This window comes from Psychrobacter sp. D2, from assembly GCF_013608135.1.
Taxonomy (GTDB): Bacteria; Pseudomonadota; Gammaproteobacteria; order Pseudomonadales; family Moraxellaceae; genus Psychrobacter; species Psychrobacter cryohalolentis.
In genome coordinates, this window is the sequence record NZ_JACDXZ010000002.1 from 1 (window position 1) to 14702 (window position 14702).

Consider the following 14702-nt stretch of genomic DNA (forward strand, 5'->3'; position numbering starts at 1 on the left):
AAAAAAAGAGGAAATACCCATGGCAAAGGCCAAGTTTGAACGTCTAAAACCACATGTTAACGTCGGCACCATCGGACACGTTGACCACGGTAAAACCACCCTTACCGCTGCAATCGCAACCGTAGCTGCAATCACTTCAGGTGGCGAAGCCAAAGACTACGCGTCTATTGACTCAGCACCAGAAGAAAAAGCACGTGGCATCACCATCAACACCTCACACGTAGAATATGACACCCCATCACGTCATTACGCTCACGTTGATTGCCCAGGTCACGCCGATTATGTTAAAAACATGATCACTGGTGCGGCTCAGATGGATGGCGCAATCCTAGTTGTATCAGCAACTGACGGCCCTATGCCACAAACCCGTGAGCATATCCTGCTTTCACGTCAGGTTGGCGTACCGTACATCGTTGTATTCATGAACAAATGTGACGTTGTTGATGACGAAGAATTGCTTGAACTCGTAGAAATGGAAGTTCGTGAATTATTAAGCGACTATGACTTCCCAGGTGATGACACCCCAATCATCCATGGTTCTGCAACTGAAGCCCTAAAAGGCTCACAAGAAAAATATGGTCAACCAGCCGTTGTAGAACTATTAAACGTTCTTGACACCTACATCCCAGAGCCAGAGCGTGACATCGACAAAGCATTCCTAATGCCAATCGAAGACGTATTCTCAATCTCAGGTCGTGGTACTGTTGTAACTGGCCGTGTTGAATCTGGTATCGTACGCGTTGGCGACGAAATCGAAATCGTCGGTATCCGTGACACTCAAAAAACCACCTGTACGGGTGTAGAGATGTTCCGTAAACTGCTTGACGAAGGTCGTGCAGGCGAAAACTGTGGCGTACTACTACGTGGTACTAAGCGTGAAGACGTACAACGTGGCCAAGTACTTGCTAAGCCAGGTTCAATCACTCCTCATACCAAGTTTGACGCTGAAGTATATGTGTTGAGCAAAGAAGAGGGTGGTCGTCACACACCATTCCTAAACGGCTATCGTCCACAGTTCTACTTCCGTACCACTGACGTAACTGGCGCAATCCAATTACAAGACGGTACTGAAATGGTTATGCCTGGTGATAACGTTGAGATGGGCGTAGAGCTTATCCACCCAATCGCTATGGACAAAGGTCTTCGCTTTGCTATTCGTGAAGGCGGCCGTACGGTAGGCGCTGGTGTTGTTGCTAACGTATTGAACTAATACTTAATGCTGTCAGAGTAATCTGATCTTCGTTAATAATTAGTCAAAAGCCATCCTCGAAAGAGGGTGGCTTTTTTTTGGTATGGTTTGCTAAATCACAGAAGTGCTAATCAATTTAGTATTTGTAAAAATAAGGTCTGTATGTTTAAAAATTTAAAGCAATAAATCTATCTCAGATTTTGACTTCTATTTTTGATTTTAAACAGAATTTTCTGACTTTTATTAATTAAAGTAATGATTCATTGTATTAAGTAAATAAAATATCGTCTTAAAACTTGCATTCTTAGTAAAACCTTGTATAATTATCAGCCTTAACACCCCTAGGCGATTGGCTCAATTGGTAGAGCATCGGTCTCCAAAACCGAGGGTTGTAGGTTCGAGTCCTACATCGCCTGCCATCTTCTTATCACATCTTTGTTATACCCCACCATCTCCGAAGTGAGTTCTTTATGAGCAATAATCAAGATAACCTCGAGACTAAGTTATCTGATGCCAAGGCAGTTGCTGGTGGAATGCTGTCCAAAGATAAGCATATTTCAGCGGGTAATCAAACGACTGCTGTTGAGATTGCTAAGACGGGTTCAGTAAAAGATGTGATTTTGTGGTTACTAGCCGCAGTTGTTTTAATTGGTGCAACGTTAGTTAATCAATATCTGCCCGGCTATTGGCAACCTGCTAATGACCTTTGGGTACGTATTGGTATTATCGTTGCGCTTTTTGTATTTGCACTGTTATGTCTTGCAATGACGAATCAGGGCCGTGCATTTAAAACTTTATTGAAAGACGCTGCTGTAGAACTACGCCGCGTTACTTGGCCTGGCAAAGACGAAACTTTCCAATATACATGGCAAACGATTGTCATGATTGCGGTTGTTGGTTTATTAGTTTGGCTATTAGATAACTTTTTTAATTGGTTCGTTGGCATATTTATTGGTTAATGGCGCGTATTAGCGACTGTTTAGCCAAGATTTATGGATAACGACTTACTTATAATGATCAGGAGCGTGATATGCGTTGGTATATTGTCCAAGCATTTTCAGGATATGAAAAGCAAGTACAGCGTTCATTAACTGATCGTATTAATCGTAGTGAATTCGCTGAATTTTTCGGCGATGTATTGGTACCTACTGAAGAAGTCGTCGAAATGAAAGACGGCAAAAAACGTAAAAGCGAGCGTAAGTTCTTTCCGGGTTATGTATTGATCCAGATGGATATGAACGACAATACTTGGCACATCGTTAAAGATTGCCCACGAATTATGGGCTTTGTTGGCGGTACGCCAGAGACGCCTGCGCCGATTACGGAAGTAGAAGCTGATCGTATTCTAAACCGTTTGAATCAGACTGAAACTGACCCGCGTCCTAAGACTCTATTTGAGCCGGGCGAAGAGTTGTTGGTTATCGATGGTCCATTCACTGACTTTAAAGGGTTGGTTGAAAAAGTGGATTACGAAAAGTCTAAATTACATTTAACCGTAAACGTATTTAATCGACCGACTCAGGTTGAGCTTGAGTTTAGTAAAGTTGAGAAGCTAGATTAAATCAGCAAAAAAGTTCATCAACCGGGGAGCTGTTAGTCAATAAGGTTTATACCACATTGATTTGGCGCTATTACCCATTTAGGAGAGTATCATGGCTAAGAAGATTGATGGTTACATCAAACTGCAAGTGCCTGCAGGCAAAGCAAATCCTTCACCACCGATTGGTCCAGCATTGGGTCAAAAAGGCGTGAACATCATGGCGTTCTGTAAAGAATTTAACGCTGCGACCTCAAACCAAGAGCCGGGTTTACCGATTCCTACTGAGATCACTGTATACAGCGATAAGTCTTTTACCTTCATCATGAAGTCACCACCTGCTGCGTACTTGTTGCGTAAGGCTGCTGGTATTGCTAAAGGTTCTGGTACACCTAATACCGCTAAAGTCGGTAAAGTTGACCGTGCTCAGTTAGAAGACATCGTTAAGACTAAAGATGCAGATTTAACTGCTGCTGATCTTGATGCTGCTGTTCGTACCATCGCTGGTACTGCACGTTCAATGGGTATTACCGTGGAGGGTGTGTAAATGAGTAAACTTACTAAGCGTCAAAAAGAAATCAATAGCCGTATTGAGCACGAAAAACAATATACTATCGAAGAAGCGGTTCAAATCCTAAACGATTTGCCAGCTCTTAAATTTAAAGAGTCTATTGATATCGCTGTAAACTTGGGCGTTGACCCACGTAAATCTGATCAAGTCGTACGTGGCGCAACCAATCTACCTGCGGGTACTGGTAAAACCAAACGCGTTGCTGTATTTGCTCAAGGTGCTGCTGCTGAAGCTGCCAAAGAAGCTGGTGCTGACATCGTTGGTTTTGAAGACCTAGCAGAATCAATCAAAGCCGGTAACATGGACTTTGACGTGGTTATCGCTGCTCCTGATGCAATGCGTGTTGTTGGTCAATTAGGTACTATCTTAGGCCCACGTGGTTTAATGCCTAACCCTAAAGTCGGTACGGTTACGCCTAACGTTGCTGAAGCGGTTCTTAACGCTAAAGCGGGTCAAGCACAGTATCGTGTAGACAAAGCAGGTATTATCCACACGACTATCGGTCAAGTTGGTTTTACTGCTGAGCAAGTAATCCAGAATGCTGAAGCACTGATTTCAGATTTGAGACGTGCTAAGCCTGCTACTTCTAAAGGTACTTTCATTAAGAAAATTACCTTGTCTAGCACCATGGGTCCTGGTCTAAGTATCGATCCAGTTCCATACCGCACAGCGAAATAATTAAGTATGATCTGTTATTCAACGATTTTGAATAATGGGACAAAATATTTTAAAAAATTAGGTCAGCGTAGCAAACGCTATGCTGTCTAAGACCGTAGGTAGAGAGCGGTTTGGTAGAATGGATTATGACTCTTGTAGATCAAAATTCATTACATTGAGCTGCTGTTGTTAATCGATGACAGATGAAAATCTTAATTGTCCTACGCAGACGGTGGCCCACCCAGTTGTTGATAAGAGCCGATAGGGCAACCTATCACTTGATGTCATTCTGATAACGGTGCCGTAATCAGTCGTTATGAGTACATTTATTTTTAATAAATATACTCATAACGTGTCGTATCAAGTCAGTCTTAGTTTGTAATTTAGATTACAGGATGATTGATTAGATTAAAGGAGTCAACTTATGGCATTAACGCTAGAGCAAAAACAACAAGTTGTGGCTGAAGTGTCTGAAGTTGCTGCTAATGCTTACTCAGCAGTAGCTGCCGAATATCATGGTATTGGTGTTGCAAAGCTTACTAAGCTACGCGAACAAGCCCGTGAAAAAGGCGTCGTTTTGAAAGTGGTAAAAAATACCCTAGCAAAACGTGCGTTTGAAGGCACTAAATTTGAGAGCATGTCAGACCTTATGACTGGTCCATTACTTTTGGCTTTCTCTATGGAAGATTTGGGATCTGCAGCTCGAGTCATTTTTGACTTCAGCAAAGATCACAAAGCTTTAGAGACCAAATTGGTATCAGTTGGTGGTGTTGTTTATGGTCCAGAAGAGCTAGAGCGCGTATCGAAGCTACCAACTCGCGACGAAGCAATCTCTATCTTGATGGCTACTATGAATGCACCAGTGACCAAGCTTGTCCAGACTATGAACGCAGTTCCTGGCAAGTTCGTTCGCACTGTTGCAGCAATCAAAGACGCAAAAGAAGCTGCTTAATTGCTTGTTTTAACGTAACTTTGACATCGCCGATTGCACTTTATTGCCAGCACTATTTGAAAACTTGGCAAGCAATCCAAGCGATTTTAAAATCAATTAATTTTTATCAGATAACGGAGAGTTCTCATGGCACTATCTAAAGATGACGTGTTAAACGCAATCGCTGAAATGTCAGTAATGGATATCGTTGAATTAATCAGCGCTATGGAAGAAAAATTCGGCGTAACAGCTGCTGTTGCTGCTGCACCTGCTGCTGCTGGTCCTGCTGCTGCTGCTGCTGAAGAAAAAGACGAGTTTGACGTAGTTCTTGCCAGCTTTGGCGAGAAGAAAGTTGGCGTAATTAAAGCCGTACGTGAAGCTACTGGTCTTGGCCTGAAAGAAGCGAAAGATTTGGTTGAAAGCGCTCCAGCTCCAATCAAAGAAGGCGTTAACAAAGCTGAAGCTGAAGAGTTGAAAAAGAAACTTGAAGAAGCTGGTGCAACTGTTGAACTAAAATAGTTTAACGGCAGTACGAAAAAAAGCTGGTAATGCCTTGCATTATCAGCTTTTTTTTACTATAATTCGTAGCTTGACCTTTTGTGTCTGCCAACAGTCGTAAGCAACAACACGGTGGATACCCATCAAAAGGACAGACGATATACATGCAAGCACACTTAGTAGTTATTGAAATCAGATAATGTGGCTAAACGTCAATAGATGTTTGGCATTTTCTTGTGTCTGCACGTTTTCTATTAACATTATCGCTTATATTGACTCTGAATATTATTATTTATAAGCATTATAATTGTCCTATTTATTACTAATCAAAAACTATTGAATAAGCTTTCTAGCGTGATTTTACTGTCAGTATATAGGCTCGTAGACGGTATATATCAGTGACGATATTGATTTTGGCAGTAACCAGTTTGGATGTTAAATCGTTTATACACAATGTTAGTCGCATTTATATTTAGATAAAGCAACTGTCACTTAAGCTTTAAAAGTGACATATTGGCAACACTTTAAGATTGAATTTTTCGCTCTGAGCAGTCATATAGGCTGACTTAAATGACGATAGCAAGATCGTATTTAGAGTGCAAAGCAAGCACTGATTGTTAAGATAGTAATTGATACAACGCCTTAAAAAGATTAACTATGCTTTAAAAAGAACACCTGTTTTATATTATCGTTTACGTCGCTTAGTTTGCATAGTATTTATGCACGCCAGCCGCGATTTTAATTTGTTTCCACGTTTACTGTAAGGACTCTCGATGGCATATTCTTATACTGAAAAAAAGCGTATTCGCAAAAGTTTTGCTGAATTGCCTACTGTGATGGACATTCCCTATTTGTTGTCTATCCAAGTAGATTCTTATGAGCAATTTTTGCAAGAGCATAAAAAGCCAAAAGCTCGTGAGAATACTGGCTTGCAAGCTGCATACTCTTCTATTTTCCCAATTGAGAGTCACTCTGGTAACGCAGAGCTACAATTCGTTGAATACTATTTAGGTACGCCTGAATTTGATGAGCGTGAGTGTATCTTACGTGGTTCGACATTTGCTGCGCCTATGCGTGTCAAAATTCGCTTAATCATCAAAGACAAAGACAGCAAAGATAAAGACAGCAAAGCGGCTATTAAAGATATCCGTGAGCAAAGCGTCTATATGGGCGAGATGCCACTTATGACTGCTAACGGTACCTTTATTATTAACGGTACTGAGCGTGTAATCGTATCTCAGCTACATCGTTCACCTGGTGTGTTCTTTGACCATGATAAAGGTAAGTCGCACTCAAGTGGTAAGGTGCTTTATAACGCGCGTATCATTCCTTACCGTGGTTCATGGTTAGATTTTGAGTTCGATGCTAAAGACTTGGTTTTTGCTCGTATTGACCGTCGTCGTAAGTTATTGGCGTCTATTATTTTACGCGCTTTAGGCTTAAGCACTTCTGAGATCTTAGATTTATTCTTTGATAAAGTGCGAGTTTATAAAGGCGAAGAGCAGTTCGAGATTGATCTAGTTGCTGATCGCTTACGTGGCGAGATGGCACAGTTCGACATCGTGACTCCTGCAGGTGACGTGGTGGTTGAGCAGGGCAAACGTATTAATGCTCGCCGTATCCGTCAGCTTGAAGAAGCCGGTATGACGAAAATCTCGATTCCTGATGAATACTTATATGAGCGCATTTTAGCCGAAGACATCATCGTTAATGATGAAGTTATTGCTCGTGCTAACACGCTGATTGACCATGAATTATTGGTTAAATTAAGTGCGTTTGAAGCCAGTGAATCTATCAAAGAATTTAGTATTCTGTTTACCAACGATATCGACCAAGGTAGTTATATTGCTGATACGCTACGCGCTGATAGTACGTCAAGCCGTGAAGAAGCTTTGATTGAAATTTATAAAGTCATGCGCCCAGGTGAGCCACCAACGGTTGAAACTGCTGAGAAACTTTTTGACAGCATGTTCTTTAACGCGGATCGTTATGACTTATCGAATGTCGGTCGTATGAAGTTTAACCGTCGTTTAGGTCTTGATTTTGTAGATACCGATGACGCTGATATTCAGCGTGAACGTAGCGTATTGACCAATGCCGATATCGTTAACGTTCTAAAAGAGCTTATCGAGATTCGTAATGGTCGCGGTGAAGTCGATGATATTGACCATTTAGGTAACCGTCGCATTCGTTCAGTAGGCGAGATGGCAGAAAACCAATTCCGTGTTGGTCTAGTACGTGTTGAACGTGCCGTCAAAGAGCGTTTAAGCTCAGCAGAATCTGATAACTTATCGCCACAAGATTTGATTAACTCAAAACCTGTTGCTGCTGCGGTCAAAGAATTCTTTGGCTCAAGCCAGTTATCGCAGTTTATGGATCAGAATAATCCATTGTCTGAAGTCACGCATAAACGCCGTGTGTCTGCATTAGGACCCGGTGGTCTGACCCGTGAGCGTGCAGGCTTTGAAGTACGTGACGTACATGATACCCATTATGGTCGCGTATGTCCGATTGAGACTCCTGAAGGTCCAAACATTGGTTTGATTAACTCATTAGCAACTTTTGCTAAAACCAACAGCTTTGGCTTTTTGGAAACACCTTATCGCCGTGTAGTAGATGGTAAAGTAACGGACGTTATTGAATATCTGTCAGCGATTGAAGAAGTCGGTACGGTCATTGCACAGGCTGATTCACCAGTAACTGCCGATGGCGCGTTATCTGATGAAATGGTTAGTGTCCGTAGCTATGGTGAATTCGTCCGTATGCCGCCAGAAAAAGTGACGCATATGGATGTGTCGCCAAGTCAGGTTGTATCGGTAGCCGCTGGTCTGATTCCATTCCTAGAGCATGATGATGCTAACCGTGCCTTGATGGGCTCAAACATGCAGCGTCAGGCAGTCCCTACGCTACGTGCTGATAAGCCATTAGTAGGTACCGGTATGGAGCGTCACGTTGCTCGTGACTCTGGCGTTTGTGTTATTGCTAAGCGCGGCGGTGTGATCGAAGACGTTGATGCCTCACGTGTTGTGGTTCGTGTAAATGAAGATGAGATGATTGCTGGTGAAGCCGGTATTGATATCTATAACTTAGTTAAATATACGCGTTCTAACCAAAACACTTGTATCAACCAACGTATTATCGTTAACCAAGGCGATGCTATTGCTGTAGGTGATATCTTGGCCGATGGTCCTTCAACGGATCTTGGTGAGTTGGCATTGGGTCAGAACATCCGCATCGCATTTATGCCGTGGAATGGTTATAACTTCGAAGATTCAATCTTGCTGTCTGAAAAAGTAGTTAAAGAAGATCGTTTCACTACTATTCATATCCAAGAATTGACTTGTGTGGCACGTGATACCAAGCTTGGAACCGAAGAGATTACTGCGGATATTCCAAACGTTGGCGAAGCAGCTCTATCAAGTCTCGATGAAGCTGGTATCGTTTATATCGGTGCTGAAGTTGATGCTGGTGATATCTTAGTTGGTAAAGTGACGCCAAAAGGTGAAACGCAACTAACGCCAGAAGAGAAACTCCTGCGGGCTATCTTTGGTGAAAAAGCGGCTGATGTTAAAGACACGTCGCTACGTGTACCAACATCAAGCAAAGGCACGGTTATTGACGTTCAAGTCTTTACTCGTGACGGCGTTGAAAAAGATGCACGTGCAAGAGCAATTGAAAAATCACAGCTTGATAGCTATCGTAAAGATTTAAAAGAAGAGCTACGTATCTTTGAAGAAGCGGCCCGTGGTCGTATTGGTAACTTATTAGATGGTCAAAAAGTCAGTGGTGGTTCTGGTCTAAAAGCCGGTACAGTGATGGCATTGGCTGATATGAAAGATATGAGCCTTGAGACTTTGCTTGATATTCAGCCTGTTGAAGAAGAAATCTCTGAGCGTCTAACGCAAATCGCTGAGTATTTGGTTGATAAGCAAAAAGACATCGATGTGAAGTTTGCTGAGAAAAAACGCAAACTAACCGCTGGTGATGACTTACAACATGGCGTACAAAAAATCGTTAAGGTATATCTAGCGGTTAAGCGTCGTATTCAGCCAGGTGATAAAATGGCTGGTCGTCATGGTAACAAAGGTGTTGTCTCGCGCATTATGCCAGTCGAAGATATGCCTTATGATGAAAATGGTAATACCGTCGACATCGTCTTGAACCCGCTTGGTGTACCATCTCGTATGAACATCGGTCAGGTCCTAGAAACGCATTTGGGTATGGCGGCAAAAGGCTTGGGCGAGAAGATCGATGGTATGCTTAAATCGCAAGCAGCGATCAAAGACTTACGTGACTTCTTAGACAAAATCTATAACCAAGTCGGCGGTGAGCAAGTTGATCTTGATAGCTTGAGTGATGATGACATCATGGCGCTAGCAGACAACTTGCGTGCTGGTGTTCCAATGGGCACAGCAGTGTTTGACGGCGCAAGAGAAAGCCAAGTTAAAGATCTGTTAGAGCTTGCTGGTATGGATCGCGATGGTCAACAGACGTTGTATGATGGTCGTACTGGTCAGAAGTTTGACCGTAAAGTAACGGTCGGTTATATGTATATGCTTAAACTTAACCATTTGGTCGATGACAAAATGCATGCGCGTTCAACAGGTTCTTACTCACTAGTGACGCAGCAGCCACTCGGCGGTAAAGCTCAGTTTGGTGGTCAGCGCTTCGGTGAGATGGAAGTCTGGGCACTAGAGGCTTACGGCGCGACATATACGCTACAAGAGATGCTGACTGTGAAGTCGGATGACGTTGAAGGCCGTACGCGTATGTACAAAAACATCGTCGATGGTGAGCAATATATGGATCCAGGTATGCCTGAATCGTTTAACGTATTGACCAAAGAAATCAAATCACTGGGTATCAATATTGAGTTAAAACAAAGCAACTAAATCCGTTGTTTAACTTAGTTGTCAACTAAAGGCAGTATGCTCATTGCTGCTGCTTTTAGTAATTTGTCTCAACCCTATTCATTGCCTTCATTCATCGTGGCCGCGCTCATAATACGCTGTCAGATGATTATAAAGATAACGGAGAAGCAACTTGAAAGATTTACTCGATATCATGCAAAGCCCTACCAGCAATGGTAACCATGAGTTTGATAGCATCCAAATTACCTTGGCATCGCCTGACGTTATTAAGTCATGGTCGCATGGTGAAGTAAAAAAACCTGAAACCATTAACTATCGTACGTTCAAACCTGAACGTGATGGTCTTTTTTGTGCCAAAATTTTTGGTCCAGTAAAAGATTTTGAATGTTTATGTGGTAAATATAAGCGTCGTAAGTTCCAAGGCGTTATCTGTGAAAAATGTGGCGTTGAAGTCACGACCGCTAAAGTTCGTCGTGACCGCATGGGTCATATCGATTTAGCGAGCCCTGTTGCGCATATTTGGTTCTTAAAATCATTGCCAAGCCGTATCGGTCTATTGCTAGATATGACACTTCGTGATATCGAACGCGTTTTGTATTTTGAAAGCTACATCGTGACTGAGCCAGGTCTGACCTCTTTAGAGAAGTATCAGCTGCTTGATGACGAAGATTATTATAAAGCCCTTGAAGAATTTGGTGATGAATTCACTGCCAAAATGGGTGCGGAAGCGGTTCAAGACCTTTTAAAAGATATCGATTTAGATTTAGAGATTGATGAGCTGCGTGAAGCGATTCCGCAAACGGGTTCTGAAACCAAGCTTAAAAAGATGTCTAAGCGTCTTAAATTATTAGAAGCATTCCGTGATTCTAATAACAAGCCTGAGTGGATGGTAATGAATATCTTACCAGTACTACCACCAGATTTGCGTCCGCTAGTACCACTAGAAGGCGGTCGTTTCGCAACATCAGATTTGAACGATTTATATCGCCGCGTTATTAACCGTAATAACCGTTTAAAGCGTCTGCTTGAGTTAAGTGCTCCTGATATCATCGTACGTAACGAAAAACGTATGTTGCAAGAATCAGTAGATGCCTTGCTTGATAACGGTCGTCGCGGTCGTGCCATTACTGGTAGTAACAAGCGTCCATTGAAATCTTTGGCTGATATGATCAAAGGTAAGCAAGGTCGTTTCCGTCAAAACTTACTAGGTAAACGTGTTGATTATTCTGGTCGTTCGGTGATCGTTGTTGGTCCAACCCTACGTCTACATCAGTGTGGTCTACCAAAGAAAATGGCACTTGAATTGTTCAAGCCATTTACTTATAACAAACTATTGTCTCATGGTTTGGCGACGACGATTAAAGCTGCCAAAAAGATGGTAGAGCGTGAAGAGCCACAAGTGTGGGATATGCTGGCCATGGTTATCCGTGAGCATCCAGTACTCCTTAACCGTGCACCAACGCTTCACCGTTTGGGCTTGCAAGCATTTGAACCAGTACTAATCGAAGGTAAAGCGATTCAGCTCCATCCTCTAGTTTGTACCGCATTCAACGCCGACTTTGATGGTGACCAAATGGCCGTTCACGTGCCATTGACGCTAGAAGCTCAGCTTGAATCACGTGCGCTGATGATGTCTACCAACAACATTTTGTCTCCTGCGAACGGTGAGCCAATCATCGTACCATCACAGGATGTTGTATTGGGCTTGTATTACATCAGCCGCTCATCAGTAAATGCCAAAGGCGAGGGCATGATTTTTGCTACCGTTAATGAAGCATTGCGTGCGATTGGTTCAAACGATTTACATGTTAACGCCAAGATTAAAGTTCGTGTTACTGAAACGCATATTGATGATGATGGCAATCGTACTAAAGAGACGAGTATCAAAGATACCGTTGCTGGTCGTTTGTTAATCTGGAACATCATGCCTGTTGGTATGTCGTTTGACGAATGTAATGAAGAGATGACTAAGAAGAATATCTCTAAATTGATCAACTCTTGCTACCGAAAAGTGGGCGTAAAAGAAAGTGTTATGTTTGCTGACCAATTGATGTATCTTGGTTTTGCACAAGCGACACTATCTGGTGTGTCTATCGGTATCGATGACATGGTTATTCCACCACTGAAAAAGCAAATCATCGAAGTCGCTGAAGCTGAAGTGCGTGAAATTGAAGACCAGTTTGAGCAAGGCTTTGTAACGGCTGGTGAGCGTTATAATAAAGTGGTCGATATCTGGTCACGTACTAATGACAAAGTCGCTAAAGCGATGATGGACAACTTAGCGACTGATAAAATTATCAATGCCAAAGGTGAAGAAGAAGAGCAGAAGTCATTTAACTCTATCTTTATCATGTCAGATTCTGGTGCTCGTGGTAGTGCCGCACAGATTCGTCAGCTTGCTGGTATGCGTGGTTTGATGGCTAAGCCAGATGGCTCAATCATTGAAACACCGATTAAAGCTAACTTCCGTGAAGGTTTGACCGTACTTCAGTACTTTATCTCAACGCATGGTGCGCGTAAAGGCCTTGCGGATACGGCATTGAAAACAGCTAACTCAGGTTACTTGACGCGTCGTTTGGTTGACGTAGCACAAGATTTGGTTATTACCAGTGATGACTGTGGTACTGAGCAAGGCTTGCTCATGAAGCCACATATCCAAGGTGGTGAAATCATTGAGAAGTTGGGCGAGCTAGTACTAGGTCGTGTAACGGCACGTGATGTCACTTATAACGATAATGCTGAAAAAATCTTGATTCCAGCGGGTACGTTGATCGATGAGCATTGGGTTAAAGTACTAGATAACAATGCAATCGATGATATCTGGGTACGTTCAGTGATTACTTGTAATATCGAACATGGCGTTTGTTCACAGTGCTATGGTCGTGACCTTGCTCGTGGTCATAAAGTGAATATCGGCGAGTCTGTTGGTGTTATGGCGGCGCAGTCTATCGGTGAGCCTGGTACTCAGTTGACCATGCGTACTTTCCACGTTGGTGGAGCGGCAAGTTCTGCTTCTGTGGACAACAGCATTTCAGTCCGTAGTGCTGGTCAAGCGCATTTTGAAAACATGAAGACTGTACAGCATACCGATGGTCATTTGGTTATCGTATCGCGTTCAGCTGAAATCGCCTTGACTGATGAGCTTGGTCGTGAGCGCGAGCGCTATAAAGTACCTTATGGTTCAAGCGTTCTTGTGAAAAATGAAGACCAAGTTGAAGGCGGTCAAACCATCGCTAAGTGGGATCCGCACACGCATCCTATTATTACAGAATTCGCGGGTACCGCACGTTTCAGTGAAATCACTGATGGCTTAACTGCTACCGTAAAAGTTGATGATGCGACTGGTATGAGCTCGTTTGAGATTCTAGCTACTCGAGATCGTTCAAGCTCAGCAAAAGACTTACGTCCGGCGATTATCTTGAACACAGACGAAGGTAAAGAAGTCGTTTACTTCTTACCTGCTGAAACCATCATTCGTGTTAGCGACGGTGAGAAAGTTGCAGCCGGTTCGATTCTAGGTCGTGTACCACAAGCGTCTTCAGGTACCAAAGATATTACCGGTGGTCTGCCACGTGTAGCTGATTTATTCGAAGCACGTCGTCCAAAAGATCACGCTATCATGGCTGAAATGACGGGTGTTGTTAGCTTTGGTAAAGAAACCAAAGGTAAAAATCGCTTCATTATTACTAATGAAGATGGCGAGATTCATGAAGAGCTAATCCCGAAATGGCGTCAGATTAACGTCTTCGAAAACGAAACTGTTGCTCGTGGTGAGGTTATTGCTGATGGTCCACAGAATCCGCATGACATCTTACGTCTGAAAGGACAAACCGCGCTTGCTGACTATATCGTTAACGAAGTACAGGACGTTTATCGTCTGCAGGGCGTAAAAATCAATGACAAGCACATCGAAGTTATCATTCGTCAGATGTTGCGTAAAGTTGAGATTACTGATGGTGGCGATTCAAACCACTTTAAAGGTGATCAAGTAGAATATGCTGATATCAAAGCATTGAATGCCAAGCTAGAAGCGGAAGACAAATTTCCAGTTCAGTTTGAACGTCAATTACTTGGTATTACCAAAGCAAGTTTGGCAACCGAAAGCTTTATCTCAGCCGCATCGTTCCAGGAAACGACTCGTGTCCTAACGGCTGCTGCGGTCACTGGTAAAGTGGATGAGTTACGTGGTCTGAAAGAAAACGTAGTCGTTGGTCGCTTGATTCCAGCTGGTACTGGTCTTGCTTATCATAAAGCTCGTAAAGAAAAAGCAGAGCAAAAACTGCAAGATAAAGACTTAAATGCGGCGTTTGATATGTCAGCAACAACTGATGCGACAGACTTTGCAAGCTTCGATGAAGCCTTTGCTCAAGAGTTGAATCAAGGTAATCATTAAATTAGATAGCGTCTAGTTATTTGCATAAATAAAAAAGCCAGCCTAAGTTGCTGGC

At 42.8% G+C, this 14702-nt stretch carries 9 protein-coding genes and 1 tRNA gene; all 10 read left to right on the forward strand.

The genetic code is table 11. The features are described from left to right. Positions 1 to 19: 19 nt before the first annotated feature. The 10 genes from tuf (at position 20) to rpoC (ending at position 14647) form a co-directional block, all read left to right on the forward strand. Complete coding sequence (gene tuf, locus H0262_RS02700; protein WP_011512793.1) at positions 20 to 1210, forward strand: elongation factor Tu; 1191 nt, start codon at positions 20 to 22, stop codon at positions 1208 to 1210. A 322-nt stretch (positions 1211 to 1532) separates the two neighbouring features. Beyond that, positions 1533 to 1608: transfer RNA gene (locus H0262_RS02705), tRNA-Trp, on the forward strand. Positions 1609 to 1659: 51 nt separating this feature from the next. Beyond that, positions 1660 to 2148 carry a preprotein translocase subunit SecE gene (gene secE, locus H0262_RS02710; protein ID WP_020444319.1) on the forward strand — a complete coding sequence of 163 codons (489 nt, stop codon included), beginning with the start codon at positions 1660 to 1662 and terminating at the stop codon, positions 2146 to 2148. Positions 2149 to 2219: 71 nt separating this feature from the next. Further along, complete coding sequence (nusG, locus tag H0262_RS02715) at positions 2220 to 2750, forward strand: transcription termination/antitermination protein NusG (protein ID WP_011514494.1); 531 nt, start codon at positions 2220 to 2222, stop codon at positions 2748 to 2750. 91 nt (positions 2751 to 2841) lie between these two features. Continuing rightward, positions 2842 to 3273, forward strand: coding sequence for a 50S ribosomal protein L11 (rplK, locus tag H0262_RS02720; RefSeq protein WP_010201717.1), 432 nt, complete (start codon positions 2842 to 2844; stop codon positions 3271 to 3273). Next, the gene (gene rplA, locus H0262_RS02725) at positions 3274 to 3975 is read left to right on the forward strand and encodes a 50S ribosomal protein L1 (protein ID WP_011514493.1); all 702 of its coding nucleotides are present in this window, start codon (positions 3274 to 3276) and stop codon (positions 3973 to 3975) included. Positions 3976 to 4378: 403 nt separating this feature from the next. Continuing rightward, a complete protein-coding gene (gene rplJ, locus H0262_RS02730) occupies positions 4379 to 4906 on the forward strand; it encodes a 50S ribosomal protein L10 (protein WP_181209610.1) in 528 nt (175 codons plus the stop codon). Positions 4907 to 5032: 126 nt separating this feature from the next. Further along, entirely contained in the window at positions 5033 to 5404 is a 372-nt protein-coding gene (rplL, locus tag H0262_RS02735) for a 50S ribosomal protein L7/L12 (protein WP_011514491.1), read from the forward strand. 752 nt (positions 5405 to 6156) lie between these two features. Next, positions 6157 to 10275 carry a DNA-directed RNA polymerase subunit beta gene (rpoB, locus tag H0262_RS02740; protein ID WP_011514490.1) on the forward strand — a complete coding sequence of 1373 codons (4119 nt, stop codon included), beginning with the start codon at positions 6157 to 6159 and terminating at the stop codon, positions 10273 to 10275. A gap of 151 nt (positions 10276 to 10426) precedes the next feature. Next, positions 10427 to 14647: a DNA-directed RNA polymerase subunit beta' gene (gene rpoC, locus H0262_RS02745; RefSeq protein WP_041753252.1), complete on the forward strand. Its 4221-nt coding sequence runs from the start codon at positions 10427 to 10429 to the stop codon at positions 14645 to 14647. The last annotated feature ends 55 nt before the right edge of the window (positions 14648 to 14702 follow it).